The organism is Micromonospora sp. NPDC050187, assembly GCF_044459745.1.
Classification (GTDB): domain Bacteria; phylum Actinomycetota; class Actinomycetes; order Mycobacteriales; family Micromonosporaceae; genus Micromonospora.
Genome location: NZ_JBITJH010000025.1, coordinates 38,653 through 64,261 on the forward strand (window position 1 = coordinate 38,653; position 25,609 = coordinate 64,261).

Annotated in this window: 24 protein-coding genes; 16 read left to right on the top strand and 8 right to left on the bottom strand. The window is 72.5% G+C overall.

What is annotated here, in order from left to right; all coding sequences use genetic code 11:
• The first annotated feature begins 113 nt into the window (after positions 1-113).
• The 5 genes from ACIBJE_RS27570 (at position 114) to ACIBJE_RS27590 (ending at position 6,074) form a co-directional block, all read left to right on the top strand.
• Positions 114-965 (top strand): DegV family protein, encoded by an 852-nt coding sequence (locus ACIBJE_RS27570; protein ID WP_396753184.1) that lies wholly within the window; start codon positions 114-116, stop codon positions 963-965.
• Between the two features lie 103 nt (positions 966-1,068).
• The gene (locus tag ACIBJE_RS27575) at positions 1,069-1,950 is read left to right on the top strand and encodes a helix-hairpin-helix domain-containing protein (RefSeq protein WP_396753185.1); all 882 of its coding nucleotides are present in this window, start codon (positions 1,069-1,071) and stop codon (positions 1,948-1,950) included.
• A complete protein-coding gene (locus ACIBJE_RS27580) occupies positions 1,947-4,349 on the top strand; it encodes a ComEC/Rec2 family competence protein (protein ID WP_396753186.1) in 2,403 nt (800 codons plus the stop codon). Before ACIBJE_RS27575 ends, ACIBJE_RS27580 begins: the two co-directional genes overlap by 4 nt.
• Before the next feature lie 184 nt (positions 4,350-4,533).
• Positions 4,534-5,514 carry a DNA polymerase III subunit delta gene (gene holA / locus ACIBJE_RS27585; protein ID WP_396753187.1) on the top strand — a complete coding sequence of 327 codons (981 nt, stop codon included), beginning with the start codon at positions 4,534-4,536 and terminating at the stop codon, positions 5,512-5,514.
• Positions 5,511-6,074: a hypothetical protein gene (locus ACIBJE_RS27590; RefSeq protein ID WP_396753188.1), complete on the top strand. Its 564-nt coding sequence runs from the start codon at positions 5,511-5,513 to the stop codon at positions 6,072-6,074. The genes holA and ACIBJE_RS27590 overlap by 4 nt, the downstream gene beginning before the upstream one ends.
• Positions 6,075-6,219: 145 nt before the next feature.
• On the opposite strand, the gene rpsT is transcribed toward ACIBJE_RS27590, so the two are convergent.
• Together rpsT and ACIBJE_RS27600 are read right to left on the bottom strand one after the other, a co-directional pair.
• Positions 6,220-6,486 (bottom strand): 30S ribosomal protein S20, encoded by a 267-nt coding sequence (rpsT, locus tag ACIBJE_RS27595; RefSeq protein WP_396753189.1) that lies wholly within the window; start codon positions 6,484-6,486, stop codon positions 6,220-6,222.
• 234 nt (positions 6,487-6,720) lie between these two features.
• Positions 6,721-7,734, bottom strand: coding sequence for a phosphotransferase (locus ACIBJE_RS27600; RefSeq protein WP_396753190.1), 1,014 nt, complete (start codon positions 7,732-7,734; stop codon positions 6,721-6,723).
• A 216-nt stretch (positions 7,735-7,950) separates the two neighbouring features.
• Between ACIBJE_RS27600 and ACIBJE_RS27605 the strand changes: the two genes are divergently transcribed.
• From ACIBJE_RS27605 to ACIBJE_RS27630, 6 genes are all read left to right on the top strand, one after another.
• Positions 7,951-8,484, top strand: coding sequence for a DUF4240 domain-containing protein (locus ACIBJE_RS27605; RefSeq protein ID WP_396753191.1), 534 nt, complete (start codon positions 7,951-7,953; stop codon positions 8,482-8,484).
• Positions 8,485-8,709: 225 nt separating this feature from the next.
• Positions 8,710-10,593, top strand: coding sequence for a translation elongation factor 4 (gene lepA / locus ACIBJE_RS27610; protein WP_396753192.1), 1,884 nt, complete (start codon positions 8,710-8,712; stop codon positions 10,591-10,593).
• A 315-nt stretch (positions 10,594-10,908) separates the two neighbouring features.
• A complete protein-coding gene (locus ACIBJE_RS27615; RefSeq protein WP_396753193.1) occupies positions 10,909-11,193 on the top strand; it encodes a GlsB/YeaQ/YmgE family stress response membrane protein in 285 nt (94 codons plus the stop codon).
• A gap of 157 nt (positions 11,194-11,350) precedes the next feature.
• The gene (locus ACIBJE_RS27620; RefSeq protein WP_396753194.1) at positions 11,351-12,640 is read left to right on the top strand and encodes a sugar ABC transporter substrate-binding protein; all 1,290 of its coding nucleotides are present in this window, start codon (positions 11,351-11,353) and stop codon (positions 12,638-12,640) included.
• A complete protein-coding gene (locus ACIBJE_RS27625; RefSeq protein WP_396753195.1) occupies positions 12,637-13,620 on the top strand; it encodes a carbohydrate ABC transporter permease in 984 nt (327 codons plus the stop codon). The genes ACIBJE_RS27620 and ACIBJE_RS27625 overlap by 4 nt, the downstream gene beginning before the upstream one ends.
• On the top strand, positions 13,620-14,465 hold the full coding sequence (locus ACIBJE_RS27630) for a carbohydrate ABC transporter permease (RefSeq protein ID WP_396753196.1): 846 nt from the start codon (positions 13,620-13,622) through the stop codon (positions 14,463-14,465). Before ACIBJE_RS27625 ends, ACIBJE_RS27630 begins: the two co-directional genes overlap by 1 nt.
• A 64-nt stretch (positions 14,466-14,529) precedes the next feature.
• On the opposite strand, the gene ACIBJE_RS27635 is transcribed toward ACIBJE_RS27630, so the two are convergent.
• Entirely contained in the window at positions 14,530-15,255 is a 726-nt protein-coding gene (locus ACIBJE_RS27635; RefSeq protein WP_396753197.1) for a hypothetical protein, read from the bottom strand.
• 128 nt (positions 15,256-15,383) lie between these two features.
• On the opposite strand from ACIBJE_RS27635, the gene ACIBJE_RS27640 reads away from it, so the two are divergent.
• On the top strand, positions 15,384-16,034 hold the full coding sequence (locus tag ACIBJE_RS27640) for an MOSC domain-containing protein (protein ID WP_396753198.1): 651 nt from the start codon (positions 15,384-15,386) through the stop codon (positions 16,032-16,034).
• 79 nt (positions 16,035-16,113) lie between these two features.
• Here the strand turns inward: ACIBJE_RS27640 and ACIBJE_RS27645 are convergent, their stop codons facing one another.
• The 3 genes from ACIBJE_RS27645 to ACIBJE_RS27655 all read right to left on the bottom strand — a co-directional run bounded on the left by ACIBJE_RS27645 (position 16,114) and on the right by ACIBJE_RS27655 (position 18,997).
• Positions 16,114-17,016 (bottom strand): phytanoyl-CoA dioxygenase family protein, encoded by a 903-nt coding sequence (locus ACIBJE_RS27645; RefSeq protein WP_396753199.1) that lies wholly within the window; start codon positions 17,014-17,016, stop codon positions 16,114-16,116.
• Positions 17,017-17,193: 177 nt separating this feature from the next.
• Positions 17,194-18,048, bottom strand: coding sequence for a hypothetical protein (locus ACIBJE_RS27650; protein WP_396753200.1), 855 nt, complete (start codon positions 18,046-18,048; stop codon positions 17,194-17,196).
• 157 nt (positions 18,049-18,205) lie between these two features.
• Entirely contained in the window at positions 18,206-18,997 is a 792-nt protein-coding gene (locus tag ACIBJE_RS27655; protein WP_396753201.1) for an enoyl-CoA hydratase family protein, read from the bottom strand.
• Positions 18,998-19,017: 20 nt separating this feature from the next.
• Between ACIBJE_RS27655 and hemW the strand changes: the two genes are divergently transcribed.
• Complete coding sequence (gene hemW, locus ACIBJE_RS27660) at positions 19,018-20,241, top strand: radical SAM family heme chaperone HemW (protein ID WP_396753202.1); 1,224 nt, start codon at positions 19,018-19,020, stop codon at positions 20,239-20,241.
• An 83-nt stretch (positions 20,242-20,324) separates the two neighbouring features.
• On the opposite strand, the gene ACIBJE_RS27665 is transcribed toward hemW, so the two are convergent.
• Positions 20,325-21,398 (bottom strand): DUF4870 domain-containing protein, encoded by a 1,074-nt coding sequence (locus tag ACIBJE_RS27665; protein WP_396753203.1) that lies wholly within the window; start codon positions 21,396-21,398, stop codon positions 20,325-20,327.
• Between the two features lie 268 nt (positions 21,399-21,666).
• On the opposite strand from ACIBJE_RS27665, the gene hrcA reads away from it, so the two are divergent.
• From hrcA to ACIBJE_RS27680, 3 genes are all read left to right on the top strand, one after another.
• Entirely contained in the window at positions 21,667-22,689 is a 1,023-nt protein-coding gene (gene hrcA / locus ACIBJE_RS27670) for a heat-inducible transcriptional repressor HrcA (RefSeq protein WP_396753204.1), read from the top strand.
• 73 nt (positions 22,690-22,762) lie between these two features.
• Positions 22,763-23,902, top strand: coding sequence for a molecular chaperone DnaJ (gene dnaJ, locus ACIBJE_RS27675; RefSeq protein WP_357148084.1), 1,140 nt, complete (start codon positions 22,763-22,765; stop codon positions 23,900-23,902).
• Positions 23,903-24,637 carry a 16S rRNA (uracil(1498)-N(3))-methyltransferase gene (locus ACIBJE_RS27680; protein ID WP_396753205.1) on the top strand — a complete coding sequence of 245 codons (735 nt, stop codon included), beginning with the start codon at positions 23,903-23,905 and terminating at the stop codon, positions 24,635-24,637.
• Positions 24,638-24,697: 60 nt separating this feature from the next.
• On the opposite strand, the gene ppk2 is transcribed toward ACIBJE_RS27680, so the two are convergent.
• Positions 24,698-25,609 carry a polyphosphate kinase 2 gene (gene ppk2 / locus ACIBJE_RS27685; RefSeq protein ID WP_396753206.1) on the bottom strand — a complete coding sequence of 304 codons (912 nt, stop codon included), beginning with the start codon at positions 25,607-25,609 and terminating at the stop codon, positions 24,698-24,700.

Below are 25,609 nucleotides of genomic sequence, written 5' to 3' on the forward strand. Positions count from 1 at the left end.
CCGCCCCGGCCGACGGGAGGTCGACGACCCGCCCCGGCCGGCGCGATGCTGACGGAGCCGGTCCGGCCGACGGGAGGTCGGCGACCCGCCCCGACTTCGACTAGCGTGCGGGCATGCCCGTCGCGGTCGTCACCGACTCCACCGCCTACCTCCCACCCGAGCTGGTGCGCACGCACCGGCTGACCGTGGTGCCGCTGACCGTCGTGCTCAACGGCGCGGAGGGCCTGGAAGGGGTCGAGACCCGCCCCGACGACGCCACCCGGGCGCTCGGCGCGCGCCGGGTGTCGGTGAGCACGTCCCGGCCGGCTCCCGAGCAGTTCGGGCGGACGTACCGCCGGCTGCTGGACGAGGGGGCCGACGGGGTGGTCTCCGTGCACCTCTCCGCCGAACTCTCCGGCACCGTCGAGGGGGCCCGCGCCGCCGCCGACCTCGACGACCGGGTCGCCGTCGTGGACAGCCGGTCCGCCGGGATGGGCATCGGATTCCCGGTGCTCGCCGCCGTCCGGGCTGCCGAGAGCGGCGCCGACCTCGCCGGGGTACGCGACGCGGCGCTGGCCGCGGTGGACCGCACCCGCGTCCTGTTCTACGTCGACACGTTGGAGTTCCTGCGCCGGGGCGGCCGGATCAACGCCGCCGAGGCGCTGCTCGGCACGGCGCTCTCGGTCAAGCCGATCATGCACATGGTCGACGGGGCGATCGTGCTGCGGGACAAGGTCCGTACCGCCAGCCGGGGGGTGGCCCGCCTGGTGGAGCTCGCCGTCGAGGCGGCCGGTGACGACCAGGTGGACCTGGCCGTGCACCACCTGGCCGCCCCGCAACGGGCCGAGCAGCTGCTCGACGCGTTGCGCGCCCGGCTCGGCGAGCGGCTGTACGACACGTACCTCACCGAGGCGGGGGCGGTGGTCGCCGCCCACGCCGGACCGGGACTGGCGTCGGTGGTGGTGTACCGGCGGCCGAGGCACTAGCACATCCGGGCATGATCAGGGCGTTGTCCACAGGTGGCTCGCCCGTCCACAGGTGACCCGGCGCGGGCCACGTTCCCGGGGTCCGCCGGCCTACCGTCGCGCCGTGTCCGACGACCAGGAGACCGAGGCGGGCCGGCGGCTGCGGCGGCTGCTTCCCGTACGCAGCGACCGGGTGGCCGAGCCGTTCGTCGCACCGGCTCGACCGTCCCGCCCGTCCCCGGGCGTCGGCCGTCCGTCCCTGCGGGATGCCGACCCGCCCCGGGAGGACACCAGCGGGCCCGGACCGTCCCGGTCGACGTCACCCGACCATGCGGCCGCGTCGACAGCGGCCGTGGTGCCGCCGGCACCGCTGCCCGGTCCGGGAGCCTTCGACCCGGGGCGGCGGGGCGTGCGGGTGCTCGCCGTGGTCGCGGCCGTGGTGGTGCTCGGCGCCGGACTCTGGGCGTGGCGGTCCCGGCCGCAGGTCGAGCCGGTGGCGGCGCCGTCCGCGTCGGCCGCGCCGCCTGTCGACGCCGTCACCGAGCCGCCGTCGGGCAGCGGCGCGGCCGAGCTGGTGGTGGCGGTCGCCGGCCGGGTACGTCGTCCCGGGTTGGTTCGGCTGCCCGCCGGTGCCCGGGTCGCCGACGCGATCGAGGCGGCCGGTGGCGCGCAGCCGGGCGTGGACGTCGCCCTGCTCAACCCGGCCCGCCGGGTCACCGACGGCGAGCTGATCGTCGTCGGGGTGACCCCGCCGCCGGGTGCCGGTCCGCCCACGGCCGGAGCGGCACCCGGCCCGGCCGGGCCTGCGGCGGCCGGGAAGGTCAACCTGAACACGGCCACCGTGGCGCAGCTCGACACGCTGCCCGGGGTCGGCCCGGTGCTCGCTGAACGGATCGTCGACCACCGCGACCGGCAGGGTGGTTTCCGGTCGGTCGGCGACCTGCGCCAGGTCGAGGGCATCGGGGACGCTCGCTACGAGCAGCTCAAGGACCTGGTGACGGTGTGACCCGCCACGACACCGCACCCGGCTCGACGCACCCGGCCGGCGATCCGGCCCCTGACCTGCGGCTGGCCGGGCTTGCCGTGGCGACCTGGCTGACCGCTCTCGCCGGACTGCACCTCTCCGCCCCGACCGGTGCGCTGCTGGCCGTGGTGGCGGCCGGGCTCGCCGGCACGCTCGCCGCCCACCTGCTCGGGTGGCTCGGGCGACCGCGCGAACCCGCCCGGCGGTACGGGTGGATCGCCGTCGCCGTGTTGCTCGGCGTGGTCTGCGGCGGAGCGGCCACCAGTGCCCGGTTGACCGCCCGGGACGCGGCCGTCATCCGAGCCCTGACCCACACCCGTGCCCCGGTCACCGCGGATGTGGTCGTCCGGGACGATCCGCGTCCCGTCCGGGGCGCGGCCGGTCGACCGGCCATGCTGCTGGTCCCGGCCGACCTGGTCACCGTGACCGGGCCGGACGGACGACGGATCGACGCCCCGGTCCGCGTCCTGGTGCTCGCCACCGACCCGGCCTGGCGTCCGCTCCTGCCCGGTCAGCGGCTGACCGTCGAGGGGCGACTCGCCGAGCCGCGCGGTGGGGACCTGACCGGGGCGGTGCTCACCGCCGGCGGCCCACCGACGCCGCACGGTGAGCCCAGCCGGGCGCAGCGGGTCGCCGGCACCCTCCGCGCCGGGCTGCAACGGGCCTGTGCCCCGCTGCCCGACGACCCGGGTGGGCTGCTGCCCGGCCTGGTGGTCGGCGACACCAGCCGGCTGCCACCGGCGGTGGAGGAGGACTTCCAGGCCACCGGCATGACCCACCTGAACGCCGTCTCCGGGTCCAACGTCGCGATCGTGGTGGGCGCGGTGCTGCTGCTCGCCCGCTGGGCGCGGGCCGGTCCCCGGCTGGCCGTCGTGCTCTGTGGGCTCGCCCTGGTCGGCTTCGTCATCCTGGTCCGCCCGTCCCCGAGCGTCGTGCGGGCGGCCACCATGGGCGCGATCGGACTGGCCGCGCTCGCCGCCGGACGGTCCCGGGCCGCGCTGCCCGCCCTGGCCGCCGCCGTCACCGTGCTCGTGCTGGTCGACCCGGAGCTGGCCGGTGACCCCGGGTTCGCCCTCTCCGTCCTGGCCACCGGCGGGCTGCTGCTGCTCGCCCCACGGTGGCGCGACGGGCTGCGTCGACGTGGCGTACCGGCCGGTCTGGCCGAGGCGCTCGCCGTGCCGGCCGCCGCCCAGCTCGCCTGCGGCCCGGTGGTCGCGGGGCTCTCCGGCACGGTCAGCCTGGTGGCGGTCCCGGCGAACCTGCTCGCGGTGCCGGCGATCGCGCCGGCCACGGTGCTCGGGGTGGTGGCCGCCGTGCTCTCCCCGGTCTGGCCGGCGGCTGCCGAGTTCGTCGCCTGGCTGGCGAGCTGGCCGGCGTGGTGGCTGGTCAGCGTCGCCCGGTACGGCGCACGGCTGCCGGCGGGCACGCTGCCCTGGCCGGGCGGGGTCGCCGGAGGGCTGCTGCTGGCGGCGCTGACCGTGACGTTGCTGGTGGCCGCCCGGCGGCCGGTGGTCCGGCGGACGGTCGCCGTGGTGGGGGTAGCCGCCGTGCTGGGCGCGTTGCCGGTCCGCCTGGTGGCGAGCGGGTGGCCACCGGCGGGCTGGGTGGTCGCGGTGTGCGCGGTCGGCCAGGGTGACCTGGTCGTGCTCCCGGTCGCGCCGGGGCGGGCCGTGGTGGTGGACGCCGGTCCCGATCCGGCCGCCGCCGACGGCTGCCTGCGGCGGCTGGGCGTACGGCAGGTGTCGCTGCTCGTGGTCAGTCACTTCCATGCCGACCACACCGCCGGTGTCGACGGGGTGTTCCGGTCACGGCGGGTGGCGGCGGTGGTGACCCCGCGCTGGCCGGAGCCGGCGGCCGGGCGGGAACTCGTCCGGTCCGCGGCAACGGTGGGCGGGGCACCGGTGGTGCCGATCGGTGACGGATGGACGTTCCGGGAGGGCCGGGTGGAGCTGGGCCTACTCGGCCCGCCGTACCCGATCCGGGGCACCCGGTCCGACCCGAACAACAACTCGGTGGTGCTGCTCGCCCGGGTGGACGGGGTGCGGATCCTGCTCGCGGGGGACGCCGAGACCGAGGAGCAGCGGGCGATGCTGGACCGGACACCGTCCGGAACGCTCCGGGTCGACGTGCTGAAGGTGGCCCACCACGGGTCCGCCTACCAGGATCCGGCTTTCCTCGACGCGACCCGGCCGGCGGTGGCGCTGGTGCCGGTCGGCGTCGACAACCACTACGGGCATCCGAATCCGGCCGTGCTGTCGAGGCTGGCCCGTGGCGGTGCCCGCGTGCTGCGGACCGACACCGAGGGGGATCTGGCGGTGGTGACCGTCGACGGACAGTTGGCGGTGGTGACCCGAGGGGTGGAACCGGGCCGCCACCGCTAGCAGGTACGCCCGTGCGCTGCTCCGACCCGTTTCGGCCGGCACCTGCTTCGCGACCTACCCGGAAGGTCATTACTTCGCCCGCATAAAGCAAGGAACGAGTTATATGTCTGGATTTGCACTGAGTGCGGGCTCCGCCGTCGCGGCGGCAGCGAGCAGGCACGATGTGCTTCCGGAGCGTGCGAATATGGGCGGCGTGACCCCCGCCAGCCTCGCTTCCATTCTGCTCGTCCTCGGCGACGAGGAACTGCTCGCCACGCGCGCCGTTTCCCAGGCCGTCGCCGACACCCGCGCCGTCGACCCCAACGTGGACGTCCGGGAGTACCAGGCCGGCAGCCTCACCGTCGGCGAGATCGCCGAGATGCTCAGCCCCTCGCTCTTCGGCGGGCGGCGGGTGCTGATCCTCCGCGCCGGCCAGGACGCCCGCAAGGACCTGGTGGCCGCGTTGCTGGCATATGCGAAGGATCCGGACCCGGACGTCTGCCTGGTCGTGCTGCACGTGGGCGGAGCCAAGGGCAAGGCGTTCGCCGACGGGCTGCGGGCCGCGGGGGCCACGGTCGTCCCGGCGGCGAAGCTGAAGGGCGACCGCGACCGGGTGGCCTTCGTCCGCGACGAGATCCGGCGTGCCGGGGGTCGGTGCACCGACGACGCCGCCCACGCGTTGCTCGCCGCCGTCGGCAACGACCTGCGCGAGCTGGCCGCCGCCTGCTCCCAGCTGATGGCGGACACCGACGGCAAGATCGGGGCCGACACGGTGGCCCGCTACTACCGGGGGCGGGCCGAGGTGAGCGGCTTCACCGTGGCCGACGCCGCGATGGTCGGTGACGTGCCCGCCGCCCTGGAGGCCCTGCGCTGGGCCCTGCACGTCGGCGTCGACCCGGTCCCGATCGCCGACGCGCTCGCCGACGGGGTGCGGACGGTGGCCCGGGTCGCCTCGGCCGGTCGCGGAGACCCGTACCAGCTCGCCAGCACCCTCGGCATGCCCGCCTGGAAGATCAGGACCGCCCAGCAGCGGGCCCGGGGCTGGACGCCGGAGGGGCTGGTACGCGCGATGCAGGCGGCCGCCGAGTGCAACGCGGCGGTCAAGGGCGGTGCGGACGACCGGGCGTACGCACTGGAACGAGCGGTCTTCTCGGTGGCGGCGGCCCGGCAGGGCAGTACCCGGTGACCGGGCCGACGCGGACCGGATGGGCCACCCTCGCGGCGGACGAGGAGCGGTACCGTCCCCTGTACGCGCGGGTCCTCGGACTGCGGTTCGTCAACCCCGGCGGGGTGCTCTGCTTCCTCTTCTTCGAGGGCGCGGTGGCGCTGGCCGCCCTGCTCGCCCTGGCCGAGCTGGTCAGTTGGTGGGCGGTGCTGCTGCTGCCGGCCGCCGTGGCGGTGATGGTCAAGCTGAACGACATCGTCGCCGCCTCGGTGGTCCACACCGCCTCCCTCGTCCCCGAGCAGGAGCGCGACCGGTTCCGGCGGCAGATGGAACCGGCGGTGGGGCGGGCACCGGTGCCCGCCCGCGCGGCGGACCGTCGGGACAGGGCTCCGGCCGGACACCCTGTCGACCCGGTCACCGGCCGGGCATCCTGGATCCCCGCGGAGGTGGTGTCGGTCCACCGTGCCGAGCAGGAAGGCGCGAGTGCCGACGTCGTCCGGGCGAAAAGCGACCCGAACCGGCAGGCGATCGAACCCGACCGGTGGCACGCGAAACCGAACCGCCGCCCGAACCGGCCCTGAGTCGGGGCCCGATCGTCACCGCGATGGGGGAGCAGGCTCGACCGCGACAGGGGAGCCCATGGGCGGTGTCGGCGTCCCCGGACAAGCCGGAACCCCCGGGGCCGGATGGCCCGGGGGGTTCCCGGTCAGATCGACGCTCGCCGGATCAGGCGGAGAGCGAGCCCACGCGCTGGGCGATCGCGGACTTGCGGTTCGCGGCCTGGTTGGCGTGGATCACACCCTTGCTGGCGGCCTTGTCCAGCTTGCGGGAGGCGTCGCGCATGAGCACGGTGGCCTTCTCGCTGTCACCGGCCGCGACAGCCTCGTTGAACTTACGGATGGCGGTCTTCAGCGACGACTTGACCGACTTGTTACGCAGCCGGCGCTTCTCGTTCTGCCGGTTGCGCTTGATCTGGGACTTGATGTTCGCCACGCGACAGCCTCGTCTTGATAGCTCGGATTTCGGTCTGCTTTACGCGCGACGAGCATGCGTCATCGCTGCGTGAAAAGCCAGGTTACCAGGTCCATCGGGACGCGCCAAAACGGGCACCCGATCCCGCCCGTCGACCCCGGACCGGTGCGGGCGACGCCTGTTCGGCTGCGCGGTCGGGGGCAGCAGGGTGGCCGTGGCCCGGACCGCTCCTCCCCGTCCCGGCCGGTGCGGGGGTCAACGGGCGGGCCGGGACGCCCGGGGCCAGCCGCGCCGGTCGGCGAGCCAGTCGAGAGCGAGACCACCGCTGAAGAGGCGGTGCGCCCGGATTTGCGGCGAGGCGGTGCCCGGAGCCGTGTCGGCGCCGGTGAGGTAGTAGCCGGACAGGGCCGCCAGGGTGGCGTCCAGCGCGTCCGGCGGCGCCCCGGCCGTCACCGGGTGCCCGGCGAAGAGAGCGTCGGCGTCCAGGCCGCTGCCGTACGCGGTGAGCAGCAGCCCGGCCAGATCGAACCAGGCCGGTCCCTGGCAGAGCCAGGTCCAGTCACAGAACCACGCCCGGCCGGAGTGGTCGATCAGCACGTTGTCCAGGCGCAGGTCGCCGTGGGCCAGCCCGCCGGTCAGTGCGTACCCGGGTAGCAGCGACTCCAGCCGGACCAGCTCGGGCAGGATGTCCTCCCAGCCGCCGGCGGTCGGGGGTGGCCCCGGTCGGGGCTCCCGCCCGGTGGCCACCTCGCGCCACCAGGTGAGGTCGTCGTAGGCCAGGTCGGCGAGGCGGGGCAGGCCCACCGCGACCAGGTCGGCCGGGCGGGCGGCGAGTGCGGCGGCGACCTCCGCGTACCCCGCCAGGGTGGCGGTGAGGTCCGCGGCGGACCAGGGCAACTCCGGTACCCGCCCGTCCACCGCGGTCAGCCCCATCGCGAACCAGCCGGCCGCTTCCAGCGTCCACCGGGGCCGGGGCACCGGCAGCCCGGCCGGGAGCCGGTCGAGGATGGCGGTCTCCCGGGCGTACCAGGTGACCAGGTGGGGCTGGTCGGCCGCCGACGCCGCCTTGACGAAGACCCGCCCGCCGTCGGCGGTCTCCAGCACCCCCGCGAAGCCCCGGGTGAAGCCGGCCGACGCGACCCGGACCGACCGCACCGGCGCGCCGAGCCGCGCGGCCACCGCGTCGCGCAGCCCGGCCGGCAGATCCTCCCAGGACGGACGTTCGGCGGTGACCGCGTACGACACCGGGGGCAGCGAGACGGCGCGCATGGCGTCCATGGTGCCGCGCGATCGTGTCGTACCGCACCCGCACACTGCCCCCGTGTCGGACGTCGACGACTTCTGGGCCCTGGTCGAGGGCTCCGCCACGGTCACCGGGCAGCCCGACGAGCGGCCCGGCCGAGTTCGCCCGCCGGTATCCCCGCCTCGCCGAGCTGTTCCCGGTGACCGGCAGGTGACGGCGCGGCTCTGTCAGACTGCCACTCCATGAGGACCGAGGACTTCTGGCAGCTGATCGACCGGGCACGGGCGGGTGCCGGGGAGCCCGGGGCGGTCGCCGCCCGGGCGGTCGCGCTGCTCGCCGAGCGGGACCCGGAGGAGATCGTCGGGTACGCGCGCCACCAGCGGCGGGTGCTGAGCGCGTCGTACCGGGTCGACCTCTGGGGCGCGGCGTACCTGATCAACGGTGGTGCCTCGGACGACGGGTTCGAGTACTTCCGGGGTTGGCTGATGACCCAGGGGCGGGCGGTGTTCGCCCGGGCGGTCACCGACCCGGACTCGCTGGCCGAACTGCCCCGGGTGCGGGCCGCCGCGCTCAGCGGCGAGGAGTTCGAGTGCGAGGACATGCTGGCGGTGCCCTGGGAGGCGTACCGGAAGGCCACCGCGACGGAGCTGCCGGCGGACCGGGACCCGGTCGTGCCGCCCGACCTGAACGATTTCTGGGACTTCGACGACGAGGAGGAGGCCCGGCGGCGGCTGCCCCGGCTGGCCGCCCTCTTCACGGAACCCCCCGCCGAGTGACCGACCCGTCTTCCCGGCCCGTGCGCCCACACCTGCCCCGGCTCCGCGCTGCGGTGGTAGCAGGGGACCCCTGCTCATCACGAGGCGGTAGCAGGGGACCCCTGCTACCACGCGAGGGGAGAGCGTGGAGGAGCGCTCCGACCGTGTCCGGGGAGACGTGGGAGCATAGAGGGGGGCCGGCGTCACGCCGGCCTGCTCACGTCACGCCGACCAGAACGGACCGCTGTGCCACCGATGCTCGACTCCGGCGCGAACGCTCCTGGTGCCACCGACCCGGGGCGCATCAGGAACTTCTGCATCATCGCCCACATCGACCACGGGAAGTCGACCCTGGCCGACCGGATGCTCCAGCTCACCGAGGTGGTGGATCCCCGGCAGATGCGCGCGCAGTACCTCGACCGGATGGACATCGAGCGGGAACGCGGCATCACCATCAAGAGCCAGGCGGTCCGGATGCCGTGGACCGTCCGGGAGGGCGAGCGCAAGGGCGAGCACGCCGTCCTGAACATGATCGACACCCCCGGGCACGTCGACTTCACGTACGAGGTGTCCCGGTCCCTCGCCGCCTGCGAGGGTGCGGTGCTGCTGGTCGACGCCGCGCAGGGCATCGAGGCACAGACCCTGGCGAACCTCTACCTCGCGCTCGAGAACGACCTGCACGTCATCCCGGTGCTCAACAAGATCGACCTGCCGGCCGCCCAGCCGGAGAAGTACGCCGAGGAACTGGCCCACCTGATCGGCTGCCGGCCGGAGGACTGCATCCGGGTCTCCGGCAAGACCGGCGAGGGCGTGCCGTACCTGCTGGACGAGATCGTCCGGCAGTTCACGCCGCCGGTCGGCGTGGCCGAGGCCCCCGCCCGGGCGATGATCTTCGACTCGGTGTACGACGTCTACCGGGGCGTGGTCACCTACGTCCGGGTGATCGACGGGCGGATCAGCGCCCGCGACCGGATCAAGATGATGTCGACCGGCGCGGTGCACGAACTGCTCGAGATCGGGGTGATCTCCCCGGAGATGCAGAAGGCCGGCGCGCTCGGCGTCGGCGAGGTGGGTTACCTGATCACCGGTGTGAAGGACGTCCGCCAGTCCCGGGTGGGTGACACGGTCACCATCAACTCCCGGCCGGCGTCCGAGGCGCTCGGCGGCTACAAGGACCCGAAGCCGATGGTCTACTCGGGTCTCTACCCGATCGACGGCTCGGACTACCCGAACCTGCGGGACGCCCTGGACAAGCTCAAGCTCAACGACGCCGCGCTGACGTACGAGCCGGAGACCTCGGGCGCGCTCGGCTTCGGCTTCCGCTGCGGCTTCCTCGGCCTGCTGCACCTGGAGATCATCCGGGAGCGGCTGGAGCGGGAGTTCAACCTCGACCTCATCTCCACCGCGCCGAACGTGGTCTACCGGGCCATCCAGGAGGATGGCGAGGAGGTGGTGGTCACCAACCCGAGCGAGTACCCGACCGGCAAGATCGCCGAGGTGTACGAGCCGACGGTGCGGGCCACCGTGCTCACCCCGAACGACTACGTCGGCGCGGTGATGGAGCTGTGCCAGGGTCGGCGGGGCAGCCTGCTCGGCATGGACTACCTCTCCGCCGACCGGGTGGAGCTGCGCTACACGCTGCCCCTCGCGGAGATCATTTTCGATTTCTTCGACCAGCTCAAGAGCCGGACCAAGGGGTACGCCTCGCTGGACTACGAGCCCTCCGGCGAGCAGTCGTCCGACCTGGTCAAGGTGGACATCCTCCTGCACGGCGAGCCGGTCGACGCGTTCAGCGCGATCGTGCACAAGGACAAGGCGTACAACTACGGCACCACGATCGCCGCGAAGCTGCGCACCCTCATCCCGCGCCAGCAGTTCGAGGTGCCGATCCAGGCGGCCATCGGCAGCCGGGTCATCGCCCGGGAGACCATCCGGGCGATCCGCAAGGACGTGCTCGCCAAGTGCTACGGCGGTGACATCAGCCGGAAGCGCAAGCTGCTGGAGAAGCAGAAGGAGGGCAAGAAGCGGATGAAGATGGTCGGCCGGGTGGAGGTCCCCCAGGAGGCGTTCATCGCCGCTCTCTCGTCCGACAGCGGCGGTGGCGACGGCAAGGGCGCAGGGAAGAAGTAGCGCCGACGGCGGTCACTCTCCGTATCGAATTGGCGGGTCGAGTCGACCCGCACTGAGCGTTCCCACAGGCCGCTCGGCCCTGCGGTCCGCGTACCGGAAGGAATTTTCCGGTCGGCGGACGACGCGGGGTCGGGCGGCCTTCCCTATGTCTGACCTGGTGTTTTGTGGACCTTCCAGGTGGCTCTCAGGTTGTCCCCGGGCGGAACTCGGTGCCGGATGTCCGGTTGTGCCGGTTTGAGATTTCGGCGCCCCGGGAACTTAGCGGTCACGACAGGAACGACACACCTTGTGACAACACATTGGAGGAGGGCGACCGTGGAGCTCACCGTCTGGGGAATCATCACTGCGCTCATCGTTGGTCTCATCGTCGGCGCGCTCGGCCGTCTGGTCGTCCCGGGCCGGCAGAACATGCCGATCTGGCTGCACATGCTGATCGGTGTCGGTGCCGCGCTGCTCGGCACGATCGTGGCCCGCGCCATCGGTGTCGCTGACACCGCGGGTGTCGACTGGCGGGAACTGCTGTTCCAGGTCGCCTTCGCCGCCATCGGCGTCGCGCTCGTCTCCGGCGTCGGCCGTCGTCGCCACGTCACGCACCGGTAAACACCGCCACGTACCGCGAAGGGGCACCCGGCCGCTGGCCGGGTGCCCCTTCCGTCTGTTGTACGTTCGCTCCGCTGTCACCCCTGTCGTAAAGGAATTTTACCGACTATGGTGCGGCGGAGAAGGTTTGTGCCAGACGGCGCGAGGGAGAAGTGGCGTGAACAGGTGGAAACGGCTGGCTCCGGTCACCGCCGTCGTGGCCTCGGCCGCGATGTTGATCGCCGGCTGCGGTGGCTCCGACGAGGGTGAGTCAGCTGATAACAGCAAGTTGACGGTCTGGATGATGGGCGAGGGAAGCGAGGCGCAGACCGCCTTCCTCGACGGCGTCGAGGCCGAGTTCAAGAAGAAGCACCCCGAGACCGACGTGGTGGTCCAGTACATCCCGTGGCTCGAGGCGCCGAAGAAGTTCCAGGCCGCACTCGCCGGCGGCGAAGGCCCGGACATCACCGAGCTGGGCAACACCGAGACGCAGGGCTGGGCCGCGCAGGAGGCGCTGGCCGACCTCAGCGGCCGGATGGACGGCTGGGCCGACGGCAAGGACATCCTTCCCGACCTGGTGAAGAACGCGCAGCTCGACGGCAAGCAGTACGGCCTGCCCTGGTACGCGGGCGTGCGGGCGATGTACTACCGCACCGACTGGTTCGCCGAGGCCGGCGTGCAGCCGCCGACGACCTGGGACCAGTTGGTCGCCGCCGCCAAGGCGGTCCAGGCCAAGAAGCCGGGCAGCTACGGCATCGCCCTGCCCGGCAACTCCGAGCTGCCCTTCTACTCGTTCCTCTGGAGCGCCGGGGCGGAGATCGCCACCAAGCAGGGCGACACCTGGAAGTCCGGCTACAACACCCCGGAGGCCCAGAAGGCGGTCAAGTTCTGGACCGACATGGTGACCGTGCACAAGGTGGCCCCGCCGGCCGCCGCCGGGTGGAACGAGATCGACGCCCGGACCCAGTTCGCCACGGGCAAGGCGGCGATGGCGTTCGCCGGCAGCTGGCAGCAGGGCGCGATCAAGAAGGACAACCCCGAGATCGAGAAGGTCTGGGGCACCTTCCCCATCCCCGGCCCGGACGGCAAGCCGGCCCCGGCCTTCGCGGGCGGCTCCGACCTGGGCATCTGGGAGGACAGCGAGCGCAAGGACCTCGCCTGGGACTACCTCACCGTGCTGCTGAACAAGAAGAACTCCAAGACCTTCGCCGAGAGCCTGGGCTTCTTCCCGGTCTACCAGGACCTGATCAGCGGCGGTGAGTACGCCAACGACAAGATCATGGCCGCGTTCGCCACCACCCTCCAGAACACCAAGCTCACGCCGCTCACCCCGAAGTGGGTGGAGGTCAGCCGGACCAAGACGACGACCCAGGCGATGAACAGCTCGGTGATGAAGGGCCAGAAGACGGTGGAGAAGGCCACCGCCGACGCGGCGGCCGAGATGGAAAGCATCCTCAACGCCAAGTGAGCACCGTGACCGACGCACCGAAGGCCGCCGCCGGGCGGGAGAACCCCGCCCGGCGGCGGCCCCGGGTGGACCGCCTACCGTACCTGCTGCTCCTGCCCAGCCTGGTGATCATCGCCGTGCTGCTGCTCTGGCCGCTCGGCCAGGTGGTATGGATGTCGTTCCACAAGCTGAACAACGTCCGCCAGCTGCGCGGCGACCGGGAGTGGCCGTGGATCGGGCTGGAGAACTACGTCCAGATCCTCAGCGATCCCTTCTTCCGGACGGTGCTGCGCAACACCGTGCTCTTCGCGGTGGCCAACGTGGCGCTGACGATGATCCTGGGCACCCTGGTCGGGCTCCTGCTCAACCGGCTCAGCAAGCGGATGGCGACCTTCGTCGGCAGCTGCGTGATGCTCGCCTGGGCGACCCCGGCACTGACCGGCACCATCGTCTGGAAGTGGATCTTCGACGACACCAGTGGCCTGGTCACCTGGCTGTTCAACGCGCTGCCGGACGGGCTGTCCCAGGCGCTCTTCGGCCGCACCGACTGGACCGGCTACGGCTGGTTCAACTCGCCGCTGCTCTTCTTCGCCATCCTCACCCTGGTGGTGGTCTGGCACTCGTTCCCGTTCATCGCGGTCAGCGTGCTCGCCGGGCTGAAGAGCGTGCCGAGTGAACTGCACGAGGCGGCCCGGGTGGACGGCGCCGGTCCGTGGCGGGTCTTCTGGAAGGTCACCTTCCCGCTGCTGCGCCCGGTCTTCGGCATCCTGATCGTGCTCTCCACCATCTGGGACTTCAAGGTCTTCACCCAGCAGTTCGTGCTGGCCGGCGGCACCCAGGACCGGCCGACGTTCATGCTCTCCATCTACTCGTACGCGGAGGCGTTCTCGCCGCCGCCGAAGTACGGCCTCGGCGCGGCGATCGCGGTGATCCTCACCCTGATCCTGCTCGTGGTGACCGGCCTCTACGTCCGCATGGTGCTCAAGCAGGAGGAGGAGTGATGCGCGGCACGCTCGTGAAGCGGATCGCCCTCAACGGCGCCGGGCTGCTGGTGGCGCTCTTCGCGGCCTTCCCCGTCTACTGGATGATCGCGACGTCGCTGAAGCCGAACCGGGAGATCTTCTCCTCGACCCCGCGACCGGTGCCGACCGAGCCCACGCTCGCCCACTACAAGAGCATCCTCACCGGCAACCTGATCCCCGGCGTCAGCTTCGCGGACTTCTTTCTCAACAGTGTCCTGGTGGCCGGGGCGACCGTGCTGCTCAGCGGCCTGGTGGCGCTGCTCGCCGCGACGGCGGTGGCCCGGTTCCGGTTCAAGCTGCGGACCAGCTTCCTGATCATGCTGCTGATCGTCCAGATGATCCCGCTGGAGGCGCTGGTCATCCCGCTGTTCCTGATGATCCAGCGGCTCGGCCTGTACAACACGCTGCCCAGCCTGATCCTCACCTACCTCGGCTTCTCGCTGCCGTTCGCGGTCTGGATGCTGCGCGGCTTCGTGGCGGCCGTGCCGAAGGAGCTGGAGGAGGCGGCGGCGATCGACGGGGCCACCCGGGCACAGATCTTCCGGAAGATCCTCTTCCCGCTGGTCGCCCCCGGCCTGGTGGCGACGAGCATCTTCTCCTTCATCACCGCCTGGAACGAACTGATCTTCGCGTTGACCTTCATCAACGACCAGGACAGGTACACCCTCCCGGTGGCGATGACGTTCTTCTTCGGCCGGGACGACACGGCGTGGGGTCCGGTGATGGCCGCCTCCACGATCTTCACCCTGCCGGTGATCATCTTCTTCCTGGTGGTCCAGCGCCGGATGGTCTCCGGCCTGGTCGTGGGCGCCGTCAAGGGCTGAGGTTCGGTGGTCGGTGGTAGCAGGGGAGCCTTGTTACGGGCCGCCCGGTGAACCGCCCAGGGTCTCAGGAGAAGCGCTCGACCGTGACCGGGATCAGGCCCCGCAGGCGCAGCGTCGTGGTCAGCTCGCGCAGCACCGGCCGTACGCCGTCGTCCCGTCCGGTCGCGAGGTCAACGGTCAGGTCCAGGCAGTACGCCCCGACCATGCCGATGCGGCGCAGGTCCCAGCGGAAGGCGTCGGCCCCGACCCGACGGCGGGCGGTGCCGATCACCCCGTCCGAGCGGCTCGGATCGGGGCAGGTCATCGGCCACACCGCCGCCAGCTGGACGAGGTCGTCCGGTGCCAGCTCGTTGGCGAACAGCACCCGGTAGGTCCGGGTGCTGTGGAAGCCAGGGGTGACCCGCTCCGGGGACAGCAGCAGCGGAGCCGACGCCGCGCGGGTGTCGCCCGCGCGCAGGTGACCGCGTAGGGTCGCCTCGTCCGGGAGCGCGGCCCCGCCGAGCTGGCGGTAGACGACCTCGGCCCGGTGGCGAGGCACCCCGACGACCCGTCCGCGCAGCTCGGGGTCGGCCCGGATGTTCCTGCTCAGCGCGGGTGACGTCCACCAACCCGGCTCGCCCGGCGTCCACGCGGCGCTGTCCACCCGGAGCACCGTGTGGTCCACGCCGAACAGGAACTCCTCGACGACGATGCCCTCGGGCGGCGCGTCCCACCGGTCGCCCGTCGGTCGGGGATCGACCAGGTAGTAGTCCAACGCCGGCGCAGTGGGCCGGGGCCGTCGGACGGACACCGACGGTCGGTCTGCCGCTCCGTCGCCTTCGGTACGGGACATCGCCACGTGCGCATTCTCGGCCACGCGGAGCCCGACGCCGGAGACGACTCGCCAGCCGCCCGGTGTCCGGTCGTAGGCTGGCCGGTATGACGGGGAGAGTGATCTCGGTGAACCTCGCGGTGGTCACCGAGGCGGCGTGGGCCGGTGACGCCAGCGGCCGCAGTGGCATCGACAAGCGACCGGCGGCCGGGCGGGTGCCCGTCCGGGTCGACGGGGTGGTCGGTGACTTCATCGCCGAACGGGCCCACCACGGCGGCCCGGAACAGGCGGTCTACGCGTACGCCACCGAGGACGCCGAGTGGTGGGCGGCGGAGCTTGACCGGGCCGTGCCACCGGGACGCTTCGGGGAGAACCTCACCACCGGCGGGGTGGACGTGACCGGCGCGGTGATCGGGGAGCAGTGGGCGATCGGGTCCGCGCTGCTCCAGGTCACCAAGCCGCGCACGCCCTGCCGGACGTTCGCCGGCTTCTGGGGCGTACCGGATCTGATCAAGCGGTTCGCGGCGCGGGCGACCCCCGGGGCGTACCTCCGGGTGCTCCGGGAGGGCGAGTTCGGCGCCGACGACCCGGTCGAGGTGCGGGACCGCCCGGCGCACGGGGTCACCATCGGCGAGGTGTTCCGGGCCCTGCACCGGGAGCCGGAGCTACTGCCCCGGCTGCTCGACGTGCCGGACCTGCCCGAGCCGATCCGGGAGAAGGTCCGCCGCCGGCTGGGCACCACCCCCGACCCGAGGTGACTGCAGGGGCCCCCTGTTACGCAGAAAGCGGTAACAGGGGGCCCCTGCAGTCACCCGTGGCCGGTGGGGCGGCCGGCGGTCAGCGGAGCCAGGGGATGTTGCGGTCCAGCAGACCGCGCTCCTTCAGCTCCTTGCGCAGCGGGATCTCGTCGTCGATGTACCCGTTCCAGTTGATGCCCCAGTAGTTTGCGGTGTGGGTGCCCTCACCGCAGAGCTGGCGCTGCACCGGCGTGCGGTTGGCCCACCACTCGCCGTCGGGGTCGATGTGCAGCTCGTCCAGCGGGCGGATCCACCGGTAGGTGTAGCCGACGAAGAGCATCTTGCGGGTGATGGTGGACAGGTTCGTCGACCGGGAGTGCCACTGGCGGCGGTCGAAGATGAAGGCGTCACCCGGGTTGGCGGTGATCTCCACCGTGCCATCCGGGTCCGGGTTGTGCACGGTCAGGTCGTCCGGCCGGGGCAGCGAGTTCCACAGGTGGCTGCCCGGGATGACCTTGGTCGCGCCGCGGCCCTTCTCCGACAGGTCGGAGAGCACGTAGGCGACCTTCAGCGAGAACATCGGCCGGGGCACGTTCGGGTCCATCGTCTCCGGGTCGGAGTTCTGGCGGTACCCGTCCTGGTGCCAACCCCAGTACGGCTTCTCCGGCTCGAGCGCCGGCGGGGTCACGTCCAGGTGGTTGTGGTGCGTGTAGATGTTCCACCCGGCCAGCCCCCACATGTACGGGAAGGCGATCGGGTGGGTGAGCAGGTCACCGAAGAGCTCGTCCCGCTCCAGGAAACCCAGCAGGTGCAGGGTCCCGTCCTTGGTGGTCTTGCCCTTGGCCTTCTCCTCCTCGTAGACGCGGTCGACCGCGGCCTCCAGGGCGGCCCGGTGATCCTCCGTCAGTACGTTGCGCAGCAGAAGGAAACCCTGCTCGTGGAACTCTTTGCGATCAACATCGCTGATCGGCTCGTAACCGGTCCGGCCACCGTAGTCGAACACCGCTGTCACCCCTCCCCGAAAGGAATCCGCCATTTCTGGCACAGATCGCCGATGGTAACGCGCCGTCGCCAAGGCCGGCGTCCGACACCCGACCACCGGGAACTGGCCTGATGGCGGACGTCCCAGCGACTGGGCGGTGCGGACGGACCCGTAGGTCGTCACGGAGAGAGACGGAGGTCACGCCTCGTCGAAGACCTCGGCGACCACTCGGGCGTCCTGCCGCTCCCGGTCGGAGACCCGGGACCAGGTGCCCCGGTCGGCCGTCCACTCCAGGTCGGCGAAGCGGACCCGCCTGACTCCGTGGTCGTGGGCGTGCGAGACCAGCCAGTGGGCGTACCGCCAGCCGTCGCGCGGGTCGGCGGCGGGAACGGTCAGCTCGGCCGGACTGACCGCGCCCGGCAGCCCCCAGTCCAGGGTGAGGTTCTGGGTGAGCGCGGCCGTTGCGGCGGCGCCGCGCATCACCGGCGTGCGACCGACGGTGCAGGCGACCGCGGCGGTGGCGTCGCCGAGCAGCGCCCGGGTGAGGACCTCCGACTCGTCGGCCCACTTCTGGTACGCCTCGGGGAACGCCGACCGCTGGACCGCCTGGGCGGCGTCGGTCACCCGCATCTCCTGCCAGCCCCGGACCTTCTTGAGCCCGGCGTAGAACTTGTTGGCCGCGTAGCGGGGGTCGCGGATCTGTTCCGGCGTGCCCCAGCCCTGGCTGGGTCGCTGCTGGAACAGCCCGATCGAGTCCCGGTCGCCGCCGGCCAGGTTCTCCAGCCCGGACTCCTGGAACGCGGTGGCGAGCGCGACCACGACCGCCTGTTCGGGCATCTTGCGCTGGATGCCGATCGCCGCGATGGTCGCCGCGTTCGCCATCTGCTCGGCGTTGAGCCGGACGTGCCCGTCGGCCCGAACCGTGCAACTGCGTCCTGCGATCGGCAACCGTATGTTGTCGCCGACGTTCCGGATAGCCAGGTAGATCCCGATACTGGCGATGATGGCGAGGACGAGGCTGGTCGCCACAATTGCCCGAGTTCGCACCCACACCCCCTGAACGACAGTCAGCCAAGCGTACGTCCCGCATGCCACCGGTCCGCGCTCCCGACCGATTCCGCGGGCGGTGTCCCGATCTCACCGCCGGTGTCCGACCGGCCGGGACGTCGGCGTTCGCGGTCGTCGCGGCCGGGGACCGTTGCGCGTCCGCCTACCCGGCGTCGAGGGCGGCCACCCACCGCGTCGGCCGCTTTTCCCGGAAGGCCAGCACCCCCTCACGGCCCTCCTCGGAGAGGAAGTAGCCGGTGGAGACGGCGGCCAGGTGGTCCAGCTCGCGACGCAGATCCGTCTCGGCCGTACGACGCAGCAGCTCCTTCGCGCCGGCCAGCGCCCCCGGGGCCCCCTTGACCAGTGCCTCGCACCAGCGGGCCACCGCCTCGTCCAGCTCGGCGGCGGGCACCGCCGTGGTGACCAGACCGACCTCGGCGGCCCGGCGGCCGTCGAAGGTCTCCCCGGTCAGGTACAGCTCGGCCGCCGCGCGGGAGGTCAGCCGGGGCAGGACGGTCGCCGAGATCACCGCCGGGATCACCCCGAGCCGCACCTCGGTGAAGGCGAAGGTCGCCTCCTCGACGCAGACCGCCAGGTCGGCGGCGGCGATCAGGCCCAGCCCGCCGGCCCGGGCCGGCCCGGCCACCCGCGCCACCACCGGCTTCGGGCACTCCCGGACCGCCACGAGCACGTCGCCGAGCTTCCCGGCGGGCACGCTCCCGCTCGCGTACGCCGCGGCGGTCTCCTTCAGGTCCGCGCCCGAGCAGAACACCGGGCCGGTGTGGTCGAGCACCACCACCCGGACCGAGGGGTCGGCGACCGCCGTGGCCAGGCCGTCGAGCAGCTCGGTCATCAGGGGCGTGGAGAGCGCGTTGCGGTTGTGCGGGCTGTCGAGGGTGAGCGTGGTCACCCCACGGGCCGTCGACACCCGGACGAGCGCATCGGGAGAGGTCATGTGAGGGCACACTAGTGGCCATGCCCGGGGTCCTTCCAGAAGGCGAATCCGTCCCGACCGACGGGTCGCTGCCGCCGTCCGCCCTGCGCGCGGTCGGCGCGCGCGGTTTCGGGGTCTACCTCCACGTGCCCTTCTGCGCCAGTCGCTGCGGCTACTGCGACTTCAACACCTACACCGCCAGCGAACTCGGCGGCGGCGCGAGCCGGGAGACCTACGCCGACACCGTCCTGGTCGAGCTGCGGCTCGCCGCCCGGGTGCTCGGGGACACCCCGCCGCCCCGGGTCGACACCGTCTTCGTCGGTGGCGGCACACCCACCCTGCTCCCCGCCGACGACCTGGCCCGCATCCTGGACGGCATCGACCGCACCTGGGGGCTCGCCGCCGACGCCGAGGTCACCACCGAGGCCAACCCGGAGTCGGTCACGCCGGAGTCGCTGAAGACGCTCCGGGCCGCCGGGTACACCCGCATCTCGCTGGGCATGCAGTCGGCCGCGCCGGGGGTGCTCGCCGTACTCGACCGGAAGCATTCCGCCGGGCGGGCCACCGTCGCCGCGACCGAGGCCCACGACGCCGGGTTCGACCACGTCAACCTCGACCTGATCTACGGTACGCCGGGGGAGCGGGCCGAGGACTTCGCCGCCTCGCTCGACCAGGTGGTCGCCGCCGGGGTGGACCACGTCAGCGCGTACGCCCTGATCGTGGAGGAGGGCACCCGGCTCGCCACCCGGATGCGGCGGGGCGAGCTGGCGTACCCCTCCGACGACGTCGCGGCGGACCGCTACCTGGCTGCGGAGGCCGCCCTCGACGCAGCCGGTTTCTCCTGGTACGAGGTCTCCAACTGGGCCCGGACGCCGGCCGCCCGGTGCCGGCACAACCTGCTCTACTGGACCGGCGGGGACTGGTGGGGCCTCGGCCCGGGGGCGCACAGCCATGTCGGCGGCGTGCGCTGGTGGAACGTGAAGCACCCGAGCGCGTACGCGGCGAAGCTGGCCGCCGGGGAGTCACCCGGCCAGGCGCGGGAGGTCCTCACCGCCGACGAGGCACACATGGAGGACGTGATGCTCCGGCTCCGGCTCGCCTCCGGGCTGCCGCTGGCGGTGCTCGACACCGCCGGCCGGGCCGGTGCCGAGCGGGCCCTCGCCGCCGGGCTGCTCGCCGAGGCCGAGTACGCCGCCGGCCGGGCGGTACTCACCCTGCGTGGCCGGTTGCTCGCCGACGCCGTGGTGCGCGACCTGCTGCCCTGAGACGGTCCCCTCGACACCGTGCTGCGCGACATGGTGCCCGGGAGACGGCCGGCCCCGGAACGGACCGGGGCCGGCCGGGCGGCTCACTTCAGAAAGTTCCGGGTCATCGGGTACTGGTAGAGCAGGTCCTGGTTGGCCTTGAGGGCCGCCATGATGCCGAGCACGATCGGCACGATCGCGAGCACGATCGGCACGAAGGAGAGCAGGCCGCAGGTGATCGCGGCGAGCAGCCAGCCCACCAGGATCGCGATCGCCCAGGTGATCTGGAAGTTGAGCGCGGCGACGGCGTGTGTGCGTACCGCCGGGGACTGCGGGCCCCGGATCAGCAGCACGATCAGCGGCCCGACCCAGCCGAACAGGGTCGCACCGATCACGATGCCGAGCGGCCCGCCGACGTGGGCCAGGATCGCCCAGGTCCGGTCGTCGCCACCGATCGGACCGGGTGCCGGCTGTGGTCCACCCCCGCCCGGCGGCGGGTAGCCACCCGGCCCCCCGGGCGGCGGATGGCCCGCCGGTGACCCCGGCGGCAAGTAACTGCCCTGGTCACCCGGCGGCGGGTAGCCACCCGGGTCACTTGGCAGTGCGTAGCCACCCTGGTCGCCCGGTGGCGGATAACTGCCCTGGTCGCCCGGGGGTGGGTAGCCGGCCTGATGGTCCGGTGGCGGGTAGCCGGTCGCGGCGAAGTGCCCGCCCGACGTCGGGTGGTCGGCCGTCGGGGCGTCGCCGGGCGGACCGTAACCCGCCGTCGACGGCTCCGGGGCGAAGGAGGCGTGGCGCTCCGTCGGCGGCTCGTCGCCCGGCGACCCGTAGCGCTGCGTCGGCGGCTCGTACGACGACGTCGACCAGCTCTCCGTGGGCGGCTCGTACGAATTCGCCGCAAGGTTCTCGGTCGGGGGTTCGTACGACGGCGCGGGGATGTGCTCGGTGGGCGGCTCGGCGTGCTGCTCGGTGGGTGGCTCATGGGGCGACGCGGACCAACCGCCGGGCGGGGTGGACTCGCCGGGTGGGGGATACCCGGACGCCCCGGCCGCGCCGGACAGTGGGGTGGTGGGCTCGTCGGGCATCGACGGGGACCCGGACGGGGCGAGCGGCATGGTCGGCTCCGGCGGGTACCGGCCGGCGTCGCCCACGCCGGGCGGGCGCGGCGGTTCAGTCATACCGGTCACGGTAGGGGCACCGGGCAAGGCACGACCAGCGGGACACCGTCCTGATCACCCGGGAGGACGGCCTACGTGCCGGACGGGGTCCGGGGTACGGGGTCGACACCGATCATCGCGTCCCGGGGGTGCCCCGACGTAGACTGGCACTCGTTACAGTCGAGTGCCAGGAGCATGGTCCGTCGCGCTCGGCGACCGTCGCCGGTCGTCGCCGGGACGGGCACGCAACGCGTGGGCCGGGCGCCGACCGGCGTAGGAGGTGGGGAGAGTGGGGCTCGACGACCGCAAGCTCGCCGTGCTGCGCGCGATCGTCGAGGACTACGTCGCGACGCAGGAGCCGGTCGGCAGCAAGGCGCTGGTCGAGCGGCACCAGCTCGGCGTCTCCCCGGCCACCGTCCGCAACGACATGGCCGTGCTGGAGGAGGAGGGCTACATCCGTCAGCCGCACACCAGCGCCGGACGGGTGCCCACCGACCGTGGCTACCGCCTCTTCGTCGACCGGCTCAGCCGGGTCAAGCCGCTCAGCCCGGCCGAGCGTCGGGCGATCGAGCGGTTCCTGGTCGGCGCGGTCGACCTCGACGACGTCGTCCACCGCACCGTCCGGCTCCTCGCCCAGCTCACCCGCCAGGTGGCCGTGGTGCAGTATCCGAGCCTGGCACGTTCCTCGGTGCGGCACCTGGAGCTGGTGCCGATCTCCACCACCCGGCTGATGCTGGTGATGATCGCCGACACCGGCCGGGTCGAGCAGCGGCTGGTGGAGCTGCCCGCGCCGGTTCCCGCCGACGACGTCACCGACCTGCGTCGCCTGGTCAACGAGAAGCTCTGCGGCACCCGGCTGTCGGACACCCCGCCGCTGGTGCAGGCGTTGGTGGAGGAGGTCAGGGCCGGGCTGCGTCCGGCGATGACCACGCTCGCCACCGTCCTGCTGGAGACCCTGGTCGAACGGCACGAGGAGCGGATCGCGCTGGCCGGCACAGCCAACCTGACCCGGGGTGGTTTGCTCGACTTCCATGGCTCGTTGCGCCCGATCCTCGAGGCGCTCGAGGAGGAGGTCGTGCTGCTCAAGCTGATCGGCGAGGTCGAGCCGAGCACGACCCGGATCCGGATCGGCGACGAGAACGAGATCGACAACCTGCGGGGTACGTCGGTGGTCAGCACGGGATACGGTCCGGGTGCCACCATCGTGGGTGGGCTGGGCGTGCTCGGCCCGACGCGGATGGACTACCCCGGCACCATCGCCACGGTACGTGCCGTGGCACGCTACGTGGGCGAGCTGCTGGCCCAGAACTGACCAGTCAGGGCCGACGGCCGACTCGGGCCGACGACCGGCGCAACGCGAGACGAACATGAGGACACGGAACGCAGTGGCCAGGGACTACTACGGCATCCTCGGCGTCAGCCGGGAAGCCTCCGACGACGAGATCAAGCGTGCCTACCGCAAGCTGGCGCGGCAGTTCCACCCGGACGTCAATCCGGACCCGGAGGCCCAGGAGAAGTTCAAGGACATCAACGCCGCGTACGAGGTCCTCTCGGACGACCGGAAGCGGCAGATCGTCGACCTGGGTGGCGACCCGCTCGCCCCGGGCGGGGGCGGGGCCGGTCCGGGCGGGCCGGGCGGTGCCGGACCGTTCGTCGGTTTCCAGGACATCATGGACGCGTTCTTCGGCGGGGCCACCGGCTCGCGGGGGCCGCGTCCGCGCACCCGTCCGGGCGCCGACGCGATCCTGCGGCTGGAGCTGGACCTGAACGAGACGGCGTTCGGCGTCGAGGCGCCGATCACCGTCGACACCGCCGTGCTCTGCACCACCTGCTCCGGCGCGGGCACGGCTGCCGGCACCCACCTGGCCACCTGCGAGGCGTGTGGTGGCCGGGGCGAGGTGCAGTCGGTGCAGCGCACCTTCCTCGGCCAGGTCGTCTCGGCCCGGCCCTGCACGGTCTGCCAGGGGCACGGCACCACGATCCCGCACCCCTGCCCGACCTGCGCCGGCGACGGCCGGGTCCGCACCCGCCGTTCGCTGACCGTCAAGATCCCCGCCGGGGTGGAGGACGGCATGCGGATCCGTCTCGCCCAGCAGGGTGAGGTCGGTCCGGGGGGCGGCACCGCCGGCGACCTCTACGTCGAGATCCACGAACGGCCGCACGACGTCTACTCCCGCAAGGGCGACGACCTGCACTGCCGGGTGACGGTGCCGATGACCGCAGCGGCGCTCGGCACCCGGCTGACCATCAAGACCCTGGACAGCGAGGAGATCGTCGACGTCAAGGCGGGCACCCAGCCGGGCAGCACGATGCGGTTGCGCGCCCGGGGCGTACCGCACCTGCGCGGCACCGGCCGGGGCGACCTCTACGTCCACCTCGACGTGCGGACCCCGACCAAGCTCGACGCCGACCAGGAGCGGATGCTGCGCGATTTCGCCAAGACCCGGGGCGAGGAGGTCGCCGAGCTGAGCAAGCAGGGCGGCTTCTTCTCCCGGATGCGGGACGCGTTCAACGGGCACGGCTGAGTGTCGGCGCCGCTGTTCCTGGTCGAGTCGCTGCCCGTCGCCGACACGCTGACCCTGGACGGCCCGGAGGGCCACCACGCGGCCACCGTGCAACGGCTCCGGGTCGGCGAGGAACTGCTGCTCGCCGACGGTCGGGGCGGCACGGCCGCCGCCGTGGTCACCACCGTCGGCCGGGGCACCCTCGACCTGACCGTCACCTCGCGGGGGTACGTCGACGCGGCGGTGCCCCGGATCGTGGTGGTGCAGGGCATCGCCAAGGGCGACCGGGGCGAGCTGGCCGTCCAGGCGATGACCGAGGTGGGCGTGGACGAGATCGTCCCCTGGGCGGCGTCCCGCTCGGTGACGCAGTGGCGTGGCGAGCGGGGCGTACGGGCCCGGGAGAAGTGGGCCGCGACCGCCCGGGAGGCGGCCAAGCAGGCCCGTCGAGCATGGCTGCCGGTGGTGGCCGGCGCACCGGACGAGTCGACGGCGACGGTGGCCGCCCGGATCTCCGGTGCCGCCGCCGGGTTCGTGCTGCACGAGGAGGCCCAGGACCGGCTGACCACCGTCGAGCTGCCTCCGGCCGGCGAGGTCGTGCTGGTGGTGGGGCCGGAGGGTGGGATCGCCCCGGCCGAGCTGGACGCCTTCCGCGCCGCCGGTGGCCGTCCGGTGCGGCTCGGGCCGGCGGTGCTGCGTACCTCGACCGCCGGCATGGCCGCGCTCAGCGTGCTCGCCACCCGCCTCGCCCGCTGGTAACCCACCCCACCCCGCCCGTCCCACCCCCACCTCGCTCGCTAGCCATCGGGGCGATGGGGGTCAGAGGCGGGGGAAGATCTGGACGGGCTGGTCGTCGGGACTGAGGTCCAGGCCGGCGGGGCCGACGATGAGGGGGTCGGGTACGCCGACCACCTCGTGGTCCTTGTCGGTGTAGTCGAAGCGGTTGAGCACGTGGCGCAGCGCCTCCAGCCGGGCCCGCTTCTTGTCGTTGCTCTTGACCACCGTCCACGGCGCGTCGGCCGTGTCGGTGTAGAAGAACATCGCCTCCTTGGCCTCGGTGTACTCGTCCCACTTGTCGAGCGCGGCGATGTCCATCGGGGACAGCTTCCACTGACGTACCGGGTCGACCTGACGGATGGCGAACCGGGTGCGCTGCTCGTTCTGGGAGACGGAGAACCAGAGCTTGACCAGTCGGATGCCGGAGCGGACCAGCATCCGCTCCAGCTCGGGGGCCTGACGGAGGAACTCCAGGTACTCCTTGCGGGTGCAGAAGCCCATCACCCGCTCGACCCCGGCCCGGTTGTACCAGGACCGGTCGAAGAGCACGATCTCACCGGCCGCCGGCAGGTGCGCCAGCCAGCGCTGGAAGTACCACTGGCTGGACTCCCGCTCGTTCGGCTTGACCAGAGCCACCACCTTGGCCCCGCGCGGGTTGAGGTGCTCCATGAAGCGCTTGATCGTGCCGCCCTTGCCGGCCGCGTCCCGCCCCTCGAAGAGGATCACCAACCGTTCGCCGCTCTCCTTGATCCAATCCTGAAGCTTGAGGAGTTCGATCTGGAGCAGGCGCTTGTGGTGGTCGTACTCCTCGCGCGGCAGGCGCTCGTCGTACGGGTAGTCCTCGCGCCAGGTGTCCACCGGACTGCCGTCCGCGCGGAGCAGCACCGGGTCGTCGTCGTGGTCGTCGACCACCTGGTAGTCGGCGGAGAGGTCCAGCAGCGCGGCGTCGGCCAT